18 protein-coding genes are annotated in these 19,023 nt (G+C 68.4%); 12 read left to right on the top strand and 6 right to left on the bottom strand.

Annotated elements, in window-relative coordinates; translation table 11 throughout:
* Positions 1-12: 12 nt before the first annotated feature.
* Complete coding sequence (locus PGN16_RS19115; protein ID WP_335310927.1) at positions 13-1,371, bottom strand: protein adenylyltransferase SelO family protein; 1,359 nt, start codon at positions 1,369-1,371, stop codon at positions 13-15.
* A 38-nt stretch (positions 1,372-1,409) separates the two neighbouring features.
* On the opposite strand from PGN16_RS19115, the gene PGN16_RS19120 reads away from it, so the two are divergent.
* The 3 genes from PGN16_RS19120 to PGN16_RS19130 all read left to right on the top strand — a co-directional run bounded on the left by PGN16_RS19120 (position 1,410) and on the right by PGN16_RS19130 (position 4,390).
* A complete protein-coding gene (locus tag PGN16_RS19120; protein ID WP_335310928.1) occupies positions 1,410-2,282 on the top strand; it encodes an alpha/beta fold hydrolase in 873 nt (290 codons plus the stop codon).
* 219 nt (positions 2,283-2,501) lie between these two features.
* Positions 2,502-3,260, top strand: coding sequence for an SDR family oxidoreductase (locus tag PGN16_RS19125; RefSeq protein WP_335310929.1), 759 nt, complete (start codon positions 2,502-2,504; stop codon positions 3,258-3,260).
* The gene (locus PGN16_RS19130) at positions 3,257-4,390 is read left to right on the top strand and encodes a glycosidase (protein WP_443019685.1); all 1,134 of its coding nucleotides are present in this window, start codon (positions 3,257-3,259) and stop codon (positions 4,388-4,390) included. The genes PGN16_RS19125 and PGN16_RS19130 overlap by 4 nt, the downstream gene beginning before the upstream one ends.
* A 172-nt stretch (positions 4,391-4,562) precedes the next feature.
* Here the strand turns inward: PGN16_RS19130 and PGN16_RS19135 are convergent, their stop codons facing one another.
* Entirely contained in the window at positions 4,563-4,814 is a 252-nt protein-coding gene (locus tag PGN16_RS19135; protein WP_246346494.1) for a hypothetical protein, read from the bottom strand.
* Positions 4,815-5,011: 197 nt separating this feature from the next.
* Between PGN16_RS19135 and PGN16_RS19140 the strand changes: the two genes are divergently transcribed.
* The 4 genes from PGN16_RS19140 (at position 5,012) to bla (ending at position 9,111) form a co-directional block, all read left to right on the top strand.
* Complete coding sequence (locus PGN16_RS19140) at positions 5,012-6,031, top strand: glycosyltransferase (protein ID WP_335310931.1); 1,020 nt, start codon at positions 5,012-5,014, stop codon at positions 6,029-6,031.
* Positions 6,032-6,106: 75 nt separating this feature from the next.
* Complete coding sequence (locus PGN16_RS19145; protein WP_335310993.1) at positions 6,107-7,510, top strand: NAD(P)H-dependent flavin oxidoreductase; 1,404 nt, start codon at positions 6,107-6,109, stop codon at positions 7,508-7,510.
* Positions 7,510-7,932 (top strand): hypothetical protein, encoded by a 423-nt coding sequence (locus tag PGN16_RS19150; protein WP_335310932.1) that lies wholly within the window; start codon positions 7,510-7,512, stop codon positions 7,930-7,932. The genes PGN16_RS19145 and PGN16_RS19150 overlap by 1 nt, the downstream gene beginning before the upstream one ends.
* A 282-nt stretch (positions 7,933-8,214) precedes the next feature.
* On the top strand, positions 8,215-9,111 hold the full coding sequence (gene bla / locus PGN16_RS19155) for a class A beta-lactamase (protein ID WP_335310933.1): 897 nt from the start codon (positions 8,215-8,217) through the stop codon (positions 9,109-9,111).
* Between the two features lie 85 nt (positions 9,112-9,196).
* On the opposite strand, the gene PGN16_RS19160 is transcribed toward bla, so the two are convergent.
* Both PGN16_RS19160 and PGN16_RS19165 read right to left on the bottom strand, forming a co-directional pair.
* On the bottom strand, positions 9,197-9,514 hold the full coding sequence (locus PGN16_RS19160; protein ID WP_335310934.1) for an STY0301 family protein: 318 nt from the start codon (positions 9,512-9,514) through the stop codon (positions 9,197-9,199).
* Between the two features lie 78 nt (positions 9,515-9,592).
* Positions 9,593-9,784 (bottom strand): hypothetical protein, encoded by a 192-nt coding sequence (locus PGN16_RS19165; protein ID WP_028965436.1) that lies wholly within the window; start codon positions 9,782-9,784, stop codon positions 9,593-9,595.
* 120 nt (positions 9,785-9,904) lie between these two features.
* Here PGN16_RS19165 and PGN16_RS19170 point away from each other — a divergent pair, with 120 nt between their 5' ends.
* Complete coding sequence (locus PGN16_RS19170) at positions 9,905-10,135, top strand: hypothetical protein (RefSeq protein ID WP_335310935.1); 231 nt, start codon at positions 9,905-9,907, stop codon at positions 10,133-10,135.
* A gap of 416 nt (positions 10,136-10,551) precedes the next feature.
* Here the strand turns inward: PGN16_RS19170 and PGN16_RS19175 are convergent, their stop codons facing one another.
* The gene (locus PGN16_RS19175) at positions 10,552-11,550 is read right to left on the bottom strand and encodes a 2-hydroxyacid dehydrogenase (RefSeq protein ID WP_335310936.1); all 999 of its coding nucleotides are present in this window, start codon (positions 11,548-11,550) and stop codon (positions 10,552-10,554) included.
* A gap of 74 nt (positions 11,551-11,624) precedes the next feature.
* Between PGN16_RS19175 and PGN16_RS19180 the strand changes: the two genes are divergently transcribed.
* From PGN16_RS19180 to PGN16_RS19195, 4 genes are read left to right on the top strand one after another with little or no spacing between them, the layout of a single operon-like run.
* The gene (locus tag PGN16_RS19180; RefSeq protein WP_443019686.1) at positions 11,625-12,119 is read left to right on the top strand and encodes an SH3 domain-containing protein; all 495 of its coding nucleotides are present in this window, start codon (positions 11,625-11,627) and stop codon (positions 12,117-12,119) included.
* The gene (nadC, locus tag PGN16_RS19185; RefSeq protein ID WP_335310937.1) at positions 12,116-12,961 is read left to right on the top strand and encodes a carboxylating nicotinate-nucleotide diphosphorylase; all 846 of its coding nucleotides are present in this window, start codon (positions 12,116-12,118) and stop codon (positions 12,959-12,961) included. Before PGN16_RS19180 ends, nadC begins: the two co-directional genes overlap by 4 nt.
* Positions 12,958-13,461 carry a hypothetical protein gene (locus PGN16_RS19190; RefSeq protein ID WP_335310938.1) on the top strand — a complete coding sequence of 168 codons (504 nt, stop codon included), beginning with the start codon at positions 12,958-12,960 and terminating at the stop codon, positions 13,459-13,461. Before nadC ends, PGN16_RS19190 begins: the two co-directional genes overlap by 4 nt.
* 5 nt (positions 13,462-13,466) lie before the next feature.
* Entirely contained in the window at positions 13,467-14,183 is a 717-nt protein-coding gene (locus PGN16_RS19195) for a ribonuclease T2 (protein ID WP_335310995.1), read from the top strand.
* Between the two features lie 484 nt (positions 14,184-14,667).
* Here PGN16_RS19195 and rpoC read toward each other — a convergent pair whose 3' ends face one another.
* Positions 14,668-18,966 carry a DNA-directed RNA polymerase subunit beta' gene (gene rpoC / locus PGN16_RS19200; protein WP_335310939.1) on the bottom strand — a complete coding sequence of 1,433 codons (4,299 nt, stop codon included), beginning with the start codon at positions 18,964-18,966 and terminating at the stop codon, positions 14,668-14,670.
* Positions 18,967-19,023: the final 57 nt, after the last annotated feature.

Below are 19,023 nucleotides of genomic sequence, written 5' to 3' on the forward strand. Positions count from 1 at the left end.
GAAGGGGGATCGTCAGCGCAGCGCGTCGCCCATCGCGCGGATGTTGGCGATGGTGGCGCCAAACGGCCCCCAATCGTCGGCGTCGGCGATCGGTGCCCAGATCGCCTCGACCCGGTCGATCAGCATCGAGCACGGTTCGCCCTGCCAATAGCCATGATCGCGCGCCCGGCGGGGCGAAAAGGCCTCTAGATGTTTGCGCACCTCGTCCCATTCGGTGCCGTATGTTTGCGGCAGGGGTTGCGCAAAGGCGTCGAAGAAGAACCGGTCGACCGGCGTGAGCGTCGCGCGCAACGCGCGTTCGACCGCCTGGACCAGCGCGCGGTTTTCCTCCGGTGCGCGCGGCACCCGGCCGAGCCGCCACAGCACCGCCTCGGCGATTGCGGGTTGATACTGGCCGGCGAAGCCGTCGAGCGCGGCGATCAGTGGCTCGGACTCGGCGATCTGGGCGAGCGAGGAAGCGAGCTGCATTACGTCCCACAGGATCGCCTCTGGTTGCCGACCGAAGGCGTAGAGGCCGGCGTGGTCGAAATAGGCGGCGACGAACCCCGGATCCCAGACCGGCGCGAACCGCCACGGGCCGTAGTCGAAGCTCTCGCCGGTGACGTTGATATTATCGGAATTGAGCACGCCGTGGACGAACCCCGCCGCCATGTAACGCGCCGCGAGCGTCGCGGTGCGCGCGACGACACGCTCCAGCAGCCTCACCGGATCGTCACTGTCCTCGCCATAGAGTTCGCGCAGCACATAGCCGGTCAGGCGGCGCAGCGCGTCCTCGTCGCGGTGATAGGCGAGCCGCTGGAACGTCCCGATGCGAATGTGCGAATGGCTGAGCCGCACCAGCACGCTGCCGCGCGTCGGCGAGGGTTCGTCGTTGCGCTCCAGCGCCTCGCCGGTTTCGATCAGCGAGAAGCTGCGCGACGTGGGAACGTTGAGCGCTTCGAGCATCTCGGTCGCCAGCACCTCGCGCACGCCGCCCTTCAAGGTCAGGCGGCCGTCGCCGAAGCGGCTCCACGGCGTCTGCCCCGAACCCTTGGTGCCGAGGTCGAGCAACCGCCCGCGGTCGTCGCGGAGCTGCGCGAAGGTGAAGCCGCGTCCGTCGCCGATGTCGGGATTGTACACGCGGAACTGATGCCCGTGGTAGCGCAGCGCTAGCGGGTGTTCGAGCGTGCCGGGCAGTGGATCGAAGCGGCCGAAATGCGCGACCCATTCGGCATCGTCGAGCGTGTCGAGCCCGACCTGTGCGGCGGCGCGATCGTTGCGGAAACGAAGTATCGCCTGCGGGAAGCGCGCGGCGGCGACTTCGTCATAAAAGGGGTCGCCGAGTGCGGTGAGGGTGCGCTCGGGGCGATATGCTTGCGGGTCGACGGCCATGCCGCGATATGGGGGGCGGTCGGCAGGGGGCGCAAGCGATGGCGGAGTTTCGGGACATCTATTGGTGGTCGAGCGACGGGCTGCGGCTCCATGCGCGCGACTATCCCGGCGCCGATGACGCGCCGCCGGTGCTGTGCCTGCCCGGACTGACCCGCAACGCGCGCGACTTTGCCGACGTGGCGCGGACGATCGCGCCCGCGCGGCGCGTGATCGCGGTCGAGTTCCGCGGGCGCGGCGAAAGTGCCTATGCCAAGGACCCGATGAGCTATGTCCCGCTCACCTATGCGCAGGACGTGGTCGCGCTGCTCGACGACCAGAAGCTCGACCGCTTCGTGACGATCGGCACGTCGCTGGGCGGGATCGTGACGATGCTGCTCGCCGGGCTGGTGCCGGGGCGGCTGGCGGGCGCGCTGCTCAACGACGTCGGGCCGGAGATCGAACCGGCCGGGCTCGCGCGCATCCGTGGCTATGTCGGCAAGCCGAGCACCTATCCGACGTGGATGCACGCCGCGCGCGGAGTGCAGGAGGGCAATGCCGCCGCCTATCCCGATTGGACGATCGAGCAATGGCTGGCGATGGCCAAGCGGCTGTACCGGGTCAATTCCGCCGGGCGGATCGTGCTCGACTATGACATGAAGATCGCCGAGCCGTTCCGCCTGCCCGGCAACGAGGCGGGACCGGACATGTGGCGCGCGCTCGCCGCGCTGGCGGGGGTGCCGGTGCTGGTGGTGCGGGGCGCGCTGAGCGACATCCTGTCCTCGCGCACCGCCGAGCGAATGGTGTCGACGCTCCCCGATGCCGCGCTGGTGACCGTGCCGGAGGTCGGCCATGCGCCGATGCTCGACGAGCCGGCGGTGCAACCTGCGTTGATGCAATGGCTGGCGCGCACCGGGAACCGCCCGGCGGACTGAGGCGCTGTCGTCGGGCTTTGCGACCTTTGCCCGGAGAGCCCGCATGACGAGAGCCGCGCCTAGTCTTTTCCGTCATCCCGGACTTGATCCGGGATCCCGCTTTTGCCTCGACCGAGAAGAAGAAGCGGGGTCCCGGATCAAGGCTCTCCTGAGCTTCGCCGAAGGGTCCGGGGCGACGTACGATGGGGTGGTTGTGCGGCTTAATCATGGAGCGCTCGTATGACCGACGTCCGGGACGCTCACACCAGCGTGTTGCCGCTGGCTGGCCGCCGCGCGGCGATCACCGGCGGGACGACGGGCATCGGGCGCGCGATCGCGCGCTTGCTCGCCGCCGAAGGTGCGTCGGTGTTCATCGGCGGCACCGATCAGGCGCATCTCGACGAGGCGCTGGCGGACATCCGCAAGGTCGGCACCGGCGAGGGTGCGCTGCACGATCTGTCCGATCCCGACAATGTCGGCGCGTTCCTGTCTGCCGCCGATGCGGCGCTGGGCGGCTATGATATCGTCGTCGCCAATGCCGCCGAGGCAGCGTCGGGGCTGAGCGAGATGGACGAGGCGGCGGTGCGCCACGCGATCGCGCTCAACTTCACCCAGTATCTGCTGCTCGCGCACCGCGCCGCCGCGACGATGGCGCCCGGCGGCGATATCGTGTTGATCGGCTCGACCAGCGCCTATGAACTCGGACCGCATTCGACCGTCTATGCGGCGATCAAGCACGGGTTGCAGGGCTTTTCGATCGCGCTGCGCCGCGAACTGGGCGGCAAGGACATCCGCGTCGCGCTGGTCGAGCCCGGCAAGACCGGCTCCGACATGCAGATGCCCGACATCAGCCCCGAAGAGCAGCGCGAACAGATCGAGGCGGGGACGATGCTGCGCGCCGAGGACATCGCGGTCGGCGTCCAGTATCTGCTGACTCAACCGCGCCGCACCGTGATCCAGCGGCTGACGATCAGCCCGCGCGTGCAGGAGGAGGAATGATGGCCGACTGGCCGCATGACGCGCTGGTGCTCACCCCGCACGACATCGACCTGTCGCGCTCGCCGCTCGCGGGCAAGATCGACGCCGAGACCTATGTGCTGGGCGCGTTCAATCCGGGGATGACGCGGTTGCCGAACGGCAATCTGTTGTTGATGGTGCGCGTCGCCGAGGCGCTGCGCCACCCGGTGCGCGAGCAGCAGATCCATGCGATCCGCTGGCTTGACGGCGGCTATGTGCTCGACGCCTGGCCGCTGTCGCTGGTCGATACCGCCGATCCGCGCAAGTTCATGATGCGCGGCGGCGGGTGGAAGGTGATGGCGCTGACCTCGCTGTCGTGGCTGTTGCCCGTCGAGCTGGATGCCGAGGGGCGTGGGGTGGTGGCGATCCATTACGACCGCGCGATCGCGCCGCGCACCGATTACCAATGCTATGGCGTCGAGGATGCGCGGATCACGCAGGTCGACGGGCGCTATTACATGACGACCTGTTCGGTCAGCCCAGAGCGGCATTCGACGACGCTCTACACCAGCGACGATGCGCTCGACTGGACGCTGGAGGGGATCGTCCTCGACCATCAGAACAAGGACATGCTGATCTTCGAGGGCAAGGTCGGGGGCAAGTTCTGCGCACAGACGCGGCCGCTCGGCGATCTGTACTTCGCCTATCCGCCCGAGTCTGAATGGCGCGCGGGGCCGTCGATCAACCTCGCGACCTCGCCCGACGCGCTGCACTGGAAGCCCTATGACAAGCCCGGCATCCGGCCGCATGCGCAGACGATGGCGACCGCACGGATGGGCGGCGGTGCGCCGCCGGTGCTGGCGGAGGTCGGCGGAAAGCAGGGCTGGCTGTCGCTGTGGCATGGTGTCGAGCCATCGGGGGTGGTCGGTATTTACCGGACCTACTGGACGCTGCTCGACCGCGACGATCCGTCGCGCGCGCTGGCGACCGATCACGCGCCGCTGCTGGAGCCGGCGCCCGAGTTGCTGAAACCGCTGGAAGAGCTGCTGTACGTCACCGATGTGGTGTTCACGACCGGGATCGCCGACGGCGGCGATCACTGGGTGGTGGCGAGCGGCGAGGCCGATCTGGCGTGCCGGATCACGCATGTGCCGAAGGACTGGATCGGGTAATCGTCGTCTCTCATCCGTCATTGCGAGCGTAGCGAAGCAATCCAGGGCGTCCTGGTCCGGCCCTGGATTGCTTCGCTACGCTCGCAATGACGGCGGACACGAAAAGGCCCGGAGCGCGCGTGCGCCCCGGGCCTCTCACCATCACGCCGCCGAGGCGGCGCGACGGATCGGATCAGTTGCTGTCCGAATCGTCGTTGTCGTCGACCGCGATCACGACACCGGCAGCGACGACCGCCGCGGCGAGGACGAGACCGACGATCGCACCCGGCGCGGCCAGCTTGCTCTTGCCGCTGGTGGCGGTGGCGGCGCGCGCCGACTTCGCGACCGACAGCGAGGCCGCCGGGCTGGCGGCCGGGGCGGCGAGGGCGGGGGCGGCAGCCAGCGTGAGCGAAGCGGCAGCGGCGAACATGGAAGCGATCTTCATGGGTGCGTCTCCTGTTAGTCGCGGATAACAGGCAAACCCTTGTCCTGTTCCGCCGAAGAGGGGAAGCGGAAGATGGTGCACGGCAACATTTGCCGTAGTATGTGGCGGGTATGTCACAGTCGCTGTCCCTTCTTTATCTTTTCGGCGAAGGTGCCGCACACGATGTCGATCCGTGGCGTCGTCGGGCGGTGCAGTTGATGACCGCCTTCGGTGATCGCGCGCGGCAGGTCGTCGCTGCCGACACGCTGCCGGACGGCGTGGCAGCGACGCTGGCGCAGAACTCGCCGCCGCTGTCCGGCGCGGTGTCGGTCGCGCGGTACGAGGCGATCGCGCGCGCGATGCGCGGCTATGATCTGGTGCTGAGCTTCGGCGCGGGGGCGATCGACGCGGTGATGGCGCGGCGCGCCTTTCCGCGCGGTACGCCGCCGATCGTCCACCACGAGGACCCCGCCGACGCGACGAGCGGCGGCAGCGCGCGGCTGTATCGTCGGATCGCGCTGGGTGCGGCGGCGGGGCTGGTGGTCGGCGGCGATGTCGCCGCAGCGGCGGCTGCGGCGCGCTGGAAGATCGCGGGCGCACGGCTGCACGCGATTCCAGACGGCATCGATCTGTCGGCCTTCGCGCGCGAGCCGGATGCAAAGACGGTCGGCGGCTTCCGGCGCAAGGCCGGCGAGGTGGCGATCGGGGTGACGCTCGACGGGGCGAGCGACGAGGAATTGGGGTTGCTGGTGCGCGCGGTTGCGGGGCTGGCGGCGCGTTTCCGGCTGGTGGTGGTCGGCGAGGGGCCGGGGCGGGCGGCGGTCGAGCGCGCGGCGCTGGCGATGGGGATCGACGACCGGTTGGTGCTGGCCGGTGCGCTCGCGTCTTTCTCGGCGTGGCTCGGGGGGCTCGACGTGCTGGTGCTGCCGCTGCGGCTTGGCCAGGCGCCCGCGATCGTGGTCGAGGCGATGGCCGCAGGCGTGCCGGTGATGGCGCTGCGCGGCGGCGCGGTCCAGGCGCTGCTCGCGCCGGAGAACCGCGCATTGCTGTCGGCGCACGCCGCGGAGGTGTCGTTGCGCGATGCGCTGCAGCCGCTGGCGAGCGACGCGACGCTGCGCGCGGCGACCGGCGCGGCCAATCGCGCGCAGGCACTGGCGGTGCACGACGCGGCGGCGATGATCGCGCGCTCCGCCGCGGTCTATTCGGATGCGATCGGGCGACCGGCTTTGCTCGGGTGAGTCGCATTTCGGTCGCGTTGCGGCCCGATTGCTTTATATGGGGCCGCTGCATCACTGGTGAAAACGGGAATTCGCGTGTTCAAGGGGCTGAAGCCGATCGTCTATGGAGGCCGCGAGGTCTGGCCGCTGGTGGAAGGGGGCAAGGGGGTTGCCGCCACCAATCACGCCTCGGCGGGCGCCTGGGCGGCGGCGGGCGGGATCGGCACGGTCTCGGCGGTGAACGCGGACAGCTACGATCCCGATGGCAAGATCATCCCGCAAATCTATCGTGCGCTGACCCGGCGCGAGCGGCACGAGGAACTGATCGCCTATGCGATCGAGGGCGCGGTGCAGCAGGTGCAGCGCGCGTGGGAGATCGCGGGCGGCAAGGGCGCGATCAACATCAACGTGCTGTGGGAAATGGGCGGCGCGCCGCGCGTGCTGCACGGCGTGCTGGAGCGGACGCGCGGGCTGGTCGCGGGCGTCACCTGCGGCGCGGGGATGCCGTACAAGCTGAGCGAGATCGCGGCGTCGTACAACGTCAATTACCTGCCGATCGTCAGCTCGGGACGCGCGTTCCGCGCGTTGTGGAAGCGCGCCTATTCCAAGGCGAGCGAGTGGCTGGCGGCAGTCGTCTACGAGGACCCGTGGCTGGCGGGGGGGCACAACGGCCTGTCCAACGCCGAGGACCCGTTGAAGCCCGAGGATCCCTATCCGCGCGTCAAGGCGCTGCGCGAGACGATGCGCGAGGGCGGCATCCCGGATAGCACGCCGATCGTGATGGCGGGCGGCGTCTGGTACCTGCGCGACTGGAACGACTGGATCGACAATCCCGAACTCGGCCAGATCGCCTTCCAGTACGGCACGCGCCCGCTGCTGACGCAGGAAAGCCCGATCCCCGAGGAGTGGAAGGCCAAGCTGACGCAGATCGAGGAAGGCGAGGTGCTGCTGCACCGTTTCTCGCCGACCGGTTTCTATTCGTCGGCGGTGCGCAACCCGTTCCTGCGTTCGCTCGAGGCGCGGTCGGAGCGGCAGATCGCCTTCTCGACGCAGGAAGCCGGCGACCATGTCTTCCAGCTTGACGTCGGCGTGAAGGGCAAGAACTTCTGGGTGACGCGCAACGACCTGCTGCGCGCACGCGAATGGTTCGGCGCCGGCTTCACCGACGCGCTCAAGACGCCGGACAATACGCTGGTGTTCGTGACGCCGCATGAAAAGGGCGAGATCCGCAAGGACCAGGCCGATTGCATGGGCTGCCTCAGCCAGTGCCTGTTCTCGAGCTGGGCGGATACCGAAACCAACTCGACCGGGCGGCTCGCCGATCCGCGCAGCTTCTGCATCCAGAAGACGTTGCAGGACATCGCGCACGGCGGCGACACCGACGCCAATTTGATGTTCGCGGGCCACGCCGCATATAACTTCAAGCGCGATCCGTTCTACTCGAACGGCTTCGTGCCGACCGTCAAGCAGCTCGTCGACCGCATCCTGACCGGCGACTGATGTTCGACGCGGCGCTGGCGCAGGTGGCGGCAGCGCTGCGTTCGGCGTGCGATCCATGGTGGGTGATCGGCAGCGCGGCGGTGCGATTGCACGGCGGCGCCACGTCGGTGGCCGACATCGACGTGCTGACGAGTGCCCGAGACGCGGGGCAGTTGCTGGCCGACTGGCCCGGCGGGGTGACGATCGGCGCGGCGAGCCAGCGATTCCGCTCGCACCCGTTCGCGCGGCTGGACGGCGCGGCGCTGCCGATCGAAGTGATGGCCGATCTTGAAGTATGTGACGGCGGGGTGTGGCGGCCGGTGCGGCCGACGACGCGCGTGGCACTCGGCGGCGTGTTCGTGCCGGCGCGCGAGGAAATGGTGACGATCCTGCGGACGTTCGGGCGCAGCAAGGACGTGGCGCGGGCGGCCTTGCTGGCGTGAGTAGCGGATGGCGTCGGCCGGAGCGGCCTCCGTCGGTCACCCGTTGCCCTCCGCCGTCCCAGATGCGATCGGAACTGCTCCGAACGTTGGGCCGGAACCTCAAGAGACTTCGTCACGCAAGCCGTTCCGTCATGCGGGACCTGTCCGGCATCCAGCGTGCGGCGGACGGGCAAGCTCCTGATGTCGCGGATGCGGGGCAACCGCCCGACTTGCGCGCCGGTTTCGACGTGATCGGCAGCGGATGATGCTCGCGTCCCCGCGCGGCGCTGTTATGACGCGCGGATGGGCACCCAAGTGCATCGACGTCACCTGCTGCTCGGCGGCGCCGCCGCGCTGATCGGCGCGGCCCCGCGTCCACGTTCGGCCGAGGAGGCGCTCCGCGCGCTCGAGCGTCGCTCCGGCGGTCGATTGGGGGTCTGCATCGTCGATACCGGGCGGCGGGCGACGATCGGCTGGCGCCAGCACGAACGCTTCACCCAGGCCAGCTCGTTCAAACTCTCGCTCGCCGCCATGATCCTTGTCGAAGCGGAGCGAGGTCGGCTCGCGCTGGACGAAATGCTGCGTTGGGCGGGCGGGGATCTCCTCCCCCACAGCCCGGTGACCGCCGCGAGCGCCGCGATGACGCTCTCCGTCCGCGAACTGGCGCGCGCCGCCGTCGTCACCAGCGACAACACCGCCGCCAACGTCCTGCTGCGCCGGGTCGGCGGACCGGCCCGGCTGACGGCGTTCTGGCGGGAGAGCGGCGACCGCGTCAGCCGGCTCGACCGCTATGAGCCCGCATTGAACGTAACGCCGCCGGGTACGGCGCTGGACACGACGACCCCGGCGGCGATGGCGACGACCGTCGCGAAGATCGTGGAAGGCGACGTGCTGCGGCCGGCGAGCCGCGCGATGCTGATCGAGTGGATGGCTGCGGCGAGCACGGGGCGCAACCGGCTGCGCGCAGGCTTTCCCGCGAACTGGCGGGCGGGCGACAAAACCGGGACGGGCGGTGGCGAGCGCCGTCCGATCTATGTCGACCTGGCGTTCGGCGCGCCGCACGGCCGCGCGCCGTTGATCGTCGCGGCCTATTTCGAGCCGCTTCGGTCGGCGTCGGCGGCCAGTGCCGAAGCGGTGCTGGCGGCGGCGGGCCGGATCGCCGCAGGCAGCGCCGTTGACGGGGTCGCAGCGTCAACTTGATCGGACATCGCGACCAGCCGTCATCATGATCCGGCCCCGGTCGAGCGGCTGGCGCGCAGGTCGGCCGCGTCCCGGACCGTGCCGATCAGGCGCATTGGAAGGTGCGGACGCCGCCGCGCCGCGTCAGTCGACATTCGCGGACCGGCCGGGCCACCGGGATCGACACCGACCCGCCGGCGGCATAGCCGCACTGCACGTTGAGCGAGCGTCCGGCGCGATACACGCCCTCGACCCGCCATACCTGCACCGTTGTTCGGTTCAGACGGCGGGTGGCATCGGGGGCGAGCACGGCATTGTCGGCGATCGGGCCATCGTAGATGTCGACGCTGTGGAGCGGCGCGCCGCGCTGTTGCGCCGGACAGGCCGCGACCACCGCCGCCGCCATCAACACGATTCCGATCATCGCTCTTCCCCCATGACGAAACGGCGCGCCACCCGGCCGGGCGACGCGCCGTCTTCATAGCGTGAGGAATGTGGCGCGTCAGTCGACCACGGTACCCACCACGGCGCCGCCGACGCCGCCGACCGCCGCGCCCTTCTCGACGTTGCCGCCAGTCGCCGCCGCGACACCTGCGCCGCCCGCTCCGCCGATCGCCGCGCCGCGGAGCGTCGAACAGGCCGAGGTCGACACCGCCGCGGCGACAAGCAGGGCGGAGAGTGCGATCTTTTTCATATGCTTGGTTCCTGTGCTGGGGATGCCGCGTCAATGCGGCGCGGACGTCACGGTTCCGGGCGGACATGCTTCGTCACGGATCGGCGGCGAGATCGATTGCGGTGCGGCAATGCGGGCGACATGCGGGGGCAACGTCGCGGGGGCACGCCGATCGGGCCATTGATGGAGAGCCCGATGCCGCACGATCGCCACGCCGCCTATCACGCCGACCGCGCCCGCGATGAAGCCATCCGCGCGATCAGCGCCGCAAGCGCCGATGCCGCCGCAATCCATCAGGAGCTATGTCTGCGCTATAGCGGGCGTGTGATCGCCGCGCTGATCCTCGGGGCGGTGGGGAAGAAAATGGACTGACTTTCGTCACCTTCACCACCATCCGGCGTCCCGGCTTACCCGTCGAGAAGAAGCGGGCCGCGAACCGTCACCCGTCATGCCGGGCTTGTTCCGGCATCCACCGGTCCGCAAACGAGTAAGCCGTTGCCTCTTGGAACGGTAGACCCCGGAACCAGGGGCGATCGATATTCATGGTTGCCTGCCCTCGCCCCTCGCAGAGAGGAGAGGGTTGCGCAGACTTGGGCTTTGCGCAGCAAAGTCTTGGTCGAAGCTGGGTGAGGGGTGGCGCTCGCGCAAGCGAGCGCGCGAGCCTTTGGCTCGCTCAATCCCTCACCCAAGCTGTGCTATCCCTCTCCCCTGTCCAGGGGCGAGGGCAAGAGGACACCGTCATGAATGTCGATCGGCCCTCGTCCGGGTTGACGGCGTAACGGCGGGCGTTACGCCCAGCCTTCGAGCACCTGATCGGGCGGGCGGTGGCCGTCGGCCCACATGCGGATATTGGCGATCACCTTCTCGCCCGACGCGACGCGCCCCTCCCACGTCGCCGAGCCCATATGCGGGGTCATCACGACGTTCGACAACGCAAGCAGTCGCGGGTCGATCTCGGGTTCGTGCCGCCACACGTCGAGTCCGGCTCCGGCGAGGCGACCGCTCTCCAGCGCCTCGACCAGCGCGTCCTCGTCGAGAATGCCGCCGCGGCTGGCGTTGATGACATAGACGTGCGGGCGCAGCAGCGCGATGCGGCGTGCGTCAATCAGGTCGCGGCTGTCGGCGTTGAGCGGCGTGTGGATCGTCAATATGTCGATCGCGCCGAGCAATTCGTCGAGGTTGGGGTGCCAGACCGCGTTCAGCTCCGCCTCGACGACCTTCGGCAGCCGGTGGCGGTTGTGGTAATGGATCGACAGGCCGAAAGCGCGCGCGCGCCGCGCCACCGCCTGGCCGATGCGGCCCATGCCGACGATCCCCAGCGCCTTGCCGCCGATCCGGTAGCCGAGCATCCCGCCCGGGCTCCACCCCTTCCACTCGCCGGAGCGGACCAGCTTCTCGCCCTCCGCCAGCCGCCGTGGCACCGAGACGATCAGCGCCATCGTCATGTCGGCGGTATCCTCGGTCAGCACGCCGGGCGTGTTGGTGACGATAATGCCGCGCGCGCGGGCCGCCTTCAGGTCGATATGGTTCACGCCCGCGCCGAAGTTGGCGATCAGCCGCAGCCGCGGCCCCGCACCCGCGATCAGCGCGGCGTCGATCGTGTCGGTCACCGCGGGCACCAGCACGTCGCACTCGGCCATCGCGGCGGCGAGCGCGTCGCGCGATAGCGGTGCGTCGTCGGCGTTGCCGGTGACCTCGAACAATTCGTCCAGCCGGCGCATCACGACATCGGGGAGCGCCCGCGTCACGATCACCTTGGGATGGGCGCAGCGTCGCGTATCGGCCATGCGTCGGGATTGGCGAAGCCGCGCCCATGCGTCAACGGTTGATGCGGCAGGGTCGGCGTGGCTAGAGGGTGGATGTGAACAGGGACCTTCTTACGATCGTGGCAGGTGCGGCGGCGCTGACGCTGCTCGCCCCCATGCCCGCCGCAGCGGCCAGCGAGGCGAAGACGCCGCCGTTCGTCGGCTCGATCGCCGCTTCGCGGGCGCGGATGCGCACCGGGCCGGGGCGCAACTTTCCGGCGAGCTGGATCTACGTCCGCGCCGACCTGCCGGTGAAGGTGCTGGAGGCGTTCAAGGAATGGCGCCGCGTGGAAGACCCGGACGGAACGCAAGGGTGGATGCTCAATGCTTTGCTCAGCAGCCGCCGCACCGCGATCGTGCGCGGGACCGAGCCGGCCGAATTGCGCGACCGCCCCGGTGGCCCGACGATCGTATGGCGGGTGCAGCCTGGCGTGGTCGGGCGCGTTTCGCGCTGCGGCAACGGCTGGTGCCGCTTCGACGTGAAGGGGCAGGCGGGGTTCATCCAGACCGACCGGATCTGGGGCGTCGAGCCGACGGAGCAACTGCCATGACCTTCACGCTCGACGGCTTCGATCTGGACGCGTTCGTCGCCGGGACGCTCGCCGAGGATCTGGGGGAGGGCGGTGACGTCACCTCCGCCGCGGTGATCCCGGTCGCGGTGCGGTTCGAGGCAGTGATGGACAGCCGCGACGCGATCACCGTCTGCGGGCTGGAGATCGCGGCGGCGTTCTTCCGGCGGCTCGACCCCGAGGCGGAGATCACCCCACTGGTGTCCGACGGCGATCGTGTCGCGCCCGGCACCGCGTTGCTGCGCGTGACCGGGAATGCGCGCGCGTTGCTGACCGCCGAGCGGTCGGCGCTGAACACCGTCCAGCATCTGTCGGGGATCGCGACGCTGACCGCGGCCTATGTCGATGCGATCGCGGGCAGCGGCGCCACCCTGCTCGACACGCGCAAGACGATCCCCGGGCTCCGACGGCTGGAGAAATATGCGACGCGCACCGGCGGCGCGCAGAACCATCGCATGGGGCTGTGGGACGCGGCGATGATCAAGGACAATCATGTCGCGGTCGCCGGCGGGGTCGGCCCCGCGGCGGCGCTGGCGAAGGCCGCCGGGATCGCGACGATCATCGTCGAGGTCGACCGGATCGACCAGATCGAGCCGGCGATCGCCGCGGGCGCCACGCACCTCTTGCTCGATAACATGCAGCCGGACATGTTGCGCGACGCGGTGGCGATCGTCGGCGGGCGCGTGCCGACCGAGGCGTCGGGCGGGGTCACGCTGGCGACGATCGGCGCGATCGCGCGCAGCGGCGTGCGCTACGTCAGCGTCGGGCGGATCACCCAGTCGGCCCCCGCCGCCGACATCGGGCTGGACTTTGCAGAGCTATGAGCGAGCGCAGGAAGAAGACGGTGGTGTCGGTGGAGAAGAAGTCGCCGCTGGCGTATTTCGGCGCGGATGGCCGGCCGCCGTCGATCGTGCGGTTCGAGCGGCTGTATCTGGCGTCGTTCGCCGTATCGTTGATCGGCTGGGCATTCAGTTGGCAACAGACCGCCGACCGGCTGGCGATCGATCCCAAGACGGCGGCTTATGGCTGGCTGTTGCCGGCGGCATTGTTGCTTAGCTGCGCGATCACGCTGACGCTCTGGTATCTGGTCGCACGGCGCGCCAGCCTCGCCGCCAAGTGGGTGGTGACGATCCTGACCGGGCTGGCGGCGGTGCGCTTCGCGATCAACCTGATGGTGGTCGCGGGCGGCAAGGTGCCGATGACCGCGTTGCTGCTGTCGGCGGCGATCCTGGCGCTGAGCGTCGCGGCGGCGGTGCAGCTATTTCGTCCCGACGCACGCTTGTGGTTCGGCGAAGGACTGGAGTCCGAGGAAGAAGACGTATGACGATGATGATGAAGCGCGGGATGATGCTGGGCGCGTTGGCCGCCGTCGCGATGCCCGGCATTGCGGGCGCGCAGGCGTTGTCGTGCGCGATCCCGTCCGATCTGCCGCGCCCGCGCCCCGATCTGCCCTCGGCCAGCCAGCCGGTGCGGCGCCTGCCGATCGGCAGCTACACGCTCGCGATCAGCTGGAGCCCCGAATATTGCCGTACCAGCGGAGACCGCCCCAACGCGCGTTTTCAGTGCGGGGGCAGCAATCGCTTCGGCTTCGTGCTCCATGGGCTGTGGCCGGACGGGGTGGGGAAGGACTGGCCGCAATATTGTCGCGCGACACCGATCCTGTCGCGGCAGGTGATCCGCCGGCACGTTTGCGCGACGCCTTCGCCGCAGCTCATGCAGCACGAATGGTCGAAACACGGGACGTGCATGGCCGGCTATACGCCGGAGCGCTATTTCACCAAGTCGAACGCGATGTTCCACGCGCTGCGCTTCCCCGACATGGCCCGGCTGGCGCAGGCCCCGCTGACCGCCGGGCGGCTGGCAGAGGCGATCGCCGCGGCCAATTCCGGGCTGCGCGCGGATATGATGCGGGTGACCGGGACCAGGAGCGGGGCGCTCGACGAGGTGTGGCTCTGCACCGACAAAAGCTTCCGCTACACGCGCTGCCCGGCGCATCAGGGCGGGCTCGACCCCGCGGCGCGGATCACGATCACGCCGCCGCGGTGAGGTAGGCAGCAGATTTCGTCATTGCGAGCGTAGCGAAGCAATCCAGGGCGTCCTGATCCGGCCCCTGGATTGCTTCGCTACGCTCGCAATGACGACGGTTGGAGGGCGGTGGCCATGTTTTGGGCAGGCCGTGCTTCCGTCGCCCCGGGCTTGACCCGGGGTCCCGCTTCTTCCCGACCTCCGCGATGAAGCGAGACCTCCGCCACTTCCCCCGTTCATGCCGGACCCGTTCCGGCATCCACCGTGCCGCTGCTCTCTCGGGGGAGTAGACGCCGGAACAGGTCCGGGATGGCGGAGCGACCGTCGTCCGCTCGAAAAGCGCCCGCGACAAAGCGGGACCCCGGGTCAAGCCCGGGGTGACGAGATTAGGGCGCGGGGCCGGAACGCGCCTTTCGATCCCCCTCCGATCGATCGCCAAAAAAAACCGCCGCCCGGCATCCCGGACGGCGGCTCTTTCACGTCAGGCCAGCGCCTGAAGCGAGGATCACTCCTCGTTCAGATACTCGCCCGCATCGGCGTCGGTGCCGGTGCCCGAGGGGACGACTTCGGCGAGCGGATCGCTGCCGGTGCCGACGTCCTCGCGCGGGCTGCGCTTTTCCTCGGCGGCGCGGGTCTGCGCCGCGGTGCCGGCCGAGCCGGCCGCGACCATCGCCTCCTGCAGCTTGCGCTGCTGGACGCGCAGTGCCGCGTCGCGCGACGAGGCCGCCACGCGCAGGCGGTTCATGCCCGCGCCGGTGCCCGCCGGGATCAGCCGGCCGACGATCACGTTCTCCTTCAGGCCCATCAGCGTGTCCTGCTTGCCCTGGACCGCCGCCTCGGTGAGGACGCGGGTGGTCTCCTGGAACGACGCCGCCGAGATGAAGCTGCGGGTCTGCAGCGACGCCTTGGTGATGCCCAGCAGGATCGGCTTGCCCGCGGCGCGCGCCTGACCGTCCTCCAGCTTCTCGTTGATCGCGTCCATTTCCTCGCGATCGACCTGCTCGCCGACCAGCAACGTCGTGTCGCCGGCTTCGATGATCTCGACCTTCTGCAGCATCTGACGAACGATCGTCTCGATGTGCTTGTCGTTGATCTTCACGCCCTGCAGACGATAGACCTCTTGGATTTCCGACACGAGATATTCCGCGAGCGGCTCGATCCCGAGCGTTTCGAGGATGTCGTGCGGGTTCGGCGAACCGCCGATCAGGTTGTCGCCACGCTTGACGTAGTCGCCTTCCTGAACGTCGATCACCTTCGACTTCGGCACCAAATATTCGACGATCTCGCCGCCGTCCTCGGGCTGGATGCCGATCTTGCGCTTCGCCTTATAGTCCTTGCCGAACACGACACGGCCCGAGACCTTGGCGATGATCGCCGCCTCCTTCGGGATGCGCGCCTCGAACAGCTCGGCGACGCGCGGCAGACCGCCGGTGATGTCGCGGGTCTTGGCGGATTCGCGAGCAACGCGGGCCAGCACGTCGCCGGCCTGCACGGTCGCATTGTCCTCCACCGAGAGCACCGCGCCCGGCGCCAGCAGGTAGCGGGCGGCCTCGCCCGAGCCCTCGTCGAGCAGGGTCATGCGCGGACGCAGATCCTCCTTCGACTTGGACGTGGCGCGATATTCGATCACCACGCGCTGCGCGATACCGGTCGCTTCGTCGACCTGCTCGGTGAGCGTCTTGCCCTCGATCAGGTCCTGGAACTTCACGGTGCCGCCGGTTTCGGTGATCACCGGCATGGTGAACGGATCCCATTCCGCCATCCGGTCGCCCTTGCTGATGATGTGGCCATCATCGAACATGACGTAGGCGCCGTACGGGATCTTGTGCACGGCCAGCTCGCGGCCGTCCATGTCGACGATCGCGATCTCGCCCGAGCGGCTGAGCACCACGCGACGACCGCGCTGGTCCTCGATGATGCGCAGGTCGCGGAACTCGACGGTGCCGTCGACCGGCGCCTCGAGGTTCGACTGCTCGTTGAGCTGCGCCGCGCCGCCGATGTGGAAGGTCCGCATCGTCAGCTGCGTGCCCGGCTCGCCGATCGACTGCGCCGCGATCACGCCGACCGCCTCGCCGATGTTGACCGGCGTACCGCGGGCGAGGTCGCGCCCGTAGCACTTGCCGCACACGCCGACCTTGCTCTCGCAGACCAGCGGCGAGCGGATCTTCATCGCCGGGATGCTCAGCGCCTCGATCTGCGCGACCATCGGCTCGTCGAGCAACGTGCCGACCGGGATGACGACCTTGCCGGTCTTGGCATCCACGACGTCCTCGGCCGTGGTCCGGCCCAGGATCCGCTCGCCGAGCGACGCGATCGTCGAGCCGCCCTGCACGATCGCCTTCATCTCCAGCGCGCGCTCGGTGCCGCAATCCTCTTCGATGATGACGCAATCCTGCGACACGTCGACGAGACGGCGGGTGAGATAGCCCGAGTTGGCGGTCTTCAACGCCGTGTCCGCGAGGCCCTTGCGCGCGCCGTGGGTGGAGTTGAAGTACTCAAGGACGGTCAGGCCTTCCTTGAAGTTCGAGATGATCGGCGTCTCAATGATCTCGCCCGACGGCTTGGCCATCAGGCCGCGCATCCCCGCCAGCTGCTTGATCTGCGCGGGGCTACCACGCGCACCCGAGTGCGCCATCATGTAGATCGAGTTGATGTCGCGTTCGCGGCCGACCATCGGGCCGTCCTCGTAGTGGCGCACCGCCTTGATCTCGTTCATCATCGAGTTCGCGACCTGGTCGCCGCAGCGGCTCCAGGCGTCGATGACCTTGTTGTACTTCTCCTGCTGCGTGATCAGGCCGTCCTGATATTGCTGCTCGAAGTCCTTCACGAGATCGCGGGTCTCGTCGACCAGCTTGTCCTTGTCCGGCGCGATCAGCATGTCGTCCTTGCCGAACGAGATGCCGGCGCGGAACGCGTGACGGAAGCCCAGCGCCATGATCGCGTCCGCGAACAGTACCGTCTCCTTCTGGCCGGTGTGACGATAGACCTCGTCGATCACCTCGCCGACGTCCTTCTTGGTCAGGACGCGGTTGACGACGTCGAACGGCACCTTGTGGCTCTTGGGCAGGCACTCGCCGAGCAGCATGCGACCCGGGGTGGTCTCATACCGCTTCAGGTACTGGTTGCCCTGCTCGTCGGTCTGCGGAACGCGGCTGACGATCTTGGTGTGGAGCGTCACCGCGCCCGCGAACAGCGCCTGGTGCACCTCGGCCATGTCGCCCAGCAACATGCCTTCGCCCGGCTCGTTCTGCTTTTCCAGCGACAGATAATACAGACCCAGCACCATGTCCTGCGACGGCACGATGATCGGCTTGCCGTTCGCGGGGCTCAGGATGTTGTTGGTCGACATCATCAGGACGCGCGCTTCCAGCTGCGCTTCGAGCGACAGCGGGACGTGCACGGCCATCTGGTCGCCGTCGAAGTCGGCGTTGAACGCCGAGCAGACCAGCGGGTGAAGCTGGATCGCCTTGCCCTCGATCAGCACCGGCTCGAACGCCTGAATGCCGAGGCGGTGGAGCGTCGGCGCGCGGTTCAGCAGCACCGGATGCTCGCGGATCACCTCGTCGAGGATGTCCCAGACTTCCTTGCGCTCCTTCTCGACCCACTTCTTCGCCTGCTTCAGCGTCATGCTGAGGCCCTTGGCGTCGAGGCGCGCGTAGATGAACGGCTTGAACAGCTCGAGCGCCATCTTCTTCGGCAGGCCGCACTGGTGCAGCTTCAGCTCCGGACCGGTCACGATCACCGAACGGCCCGAATAGTCGACGCGCTTGCCGAGCAGGTTCTGGCGGAAGCGGCCCTGCTTGCCCTTCAGCATATCGGACAGCGACTTGAGCGGACGCTTGTTGGCGCCGGTGATCGTCCGGCCGCGACGGCCGTTGTCGAACAGGGCGTCGACCGCTTCCTGCAACATGCGCTTTTCGTTGCGGACGATGATGTCCGGCGCACGCAGCTCCATGAGGCGCTTCAGGCGGTTGTTGCGGTTGATGACGCGGCGGTACAGGTCGTTGAGATCCGACGTCGCGAAGCGACCGCCGTCCAGCGGCACCAGCGGCCGCAGCTCGGGCGGGATGACCGGCACGACCTCGAGGATCATCCATTCCGGACGATTGCCCGATTCCAGGAAGGACTCGACAACCTTCAGGCGCTTGATGATCTTCTTGGGCTTCAGCTCCGACTTGGTCGTCGCCAGCTCTTCGAGCAGCTGCACCTTCTCGCCCTCGAGATCGAGGCTTTCGAGCATGATGCGGACCGCCTCGGCGCCGATCCCGGCCGAGAAGGCGTCCTCGCCATATTCGTCCTGCGCCTCGAGCAGTTCATCCTCGGTGAGCAGCTGGTACTTCTCCAGCGGGGTCAGGCCCGGCTCGATGACGATATACGCCTCGAAGTACAGCACGCGCTCGAGCTGCTTGAGCTGCATGTCGAGCAGCAGGCCGATGCGGCTCGGCAGCGACTTCAGGAACCAGATGTGCGCGACCGGCGCGGCCAGCTCGATATGGCCCATCCGTTCGCGGCGGACCTTCGACACCGTAACCTCGACACCGCACTTCTCGCAGACGATGCCCTTATACTTCATGCGCTTGTACTTGCCGCACAGGCATTCGTAGTCCTTGATCGGACCGAAGATGCGCGCGCAGAATAGGCCGTCACGCTCGGGCTTGAACGTGCGATAGTTGATCGTCTCGGGCTTCTTGATCTCGCCGAACGACCACGAGCGGATCTTGTCCGGCGACGCGATCCCGATCTGGATCTGGTCGAAGGTTTCCGGCTTCGCGAGCGGATTGGCGAAATTGGTCAGTTCGTTCATCTTGATGAACCTCTTTCAATTCGTAGCCCTCTCCCCGGAGGGGGAGGGTTGGGTGAG

Origin of the sequence: Sphingomonas phyllosphaerae, assembly GCF_036946485.1 — a bacterium.
In the GTDB taxonomy this organism is placed as follows: domain Bacteria; phylum Pseudomonadota; class Alphaproteobacteria; order Sphingomonadales; family Sphingomonadaceae; genus Sphingomonas; species Sphingomonas phyllosphaerae_E.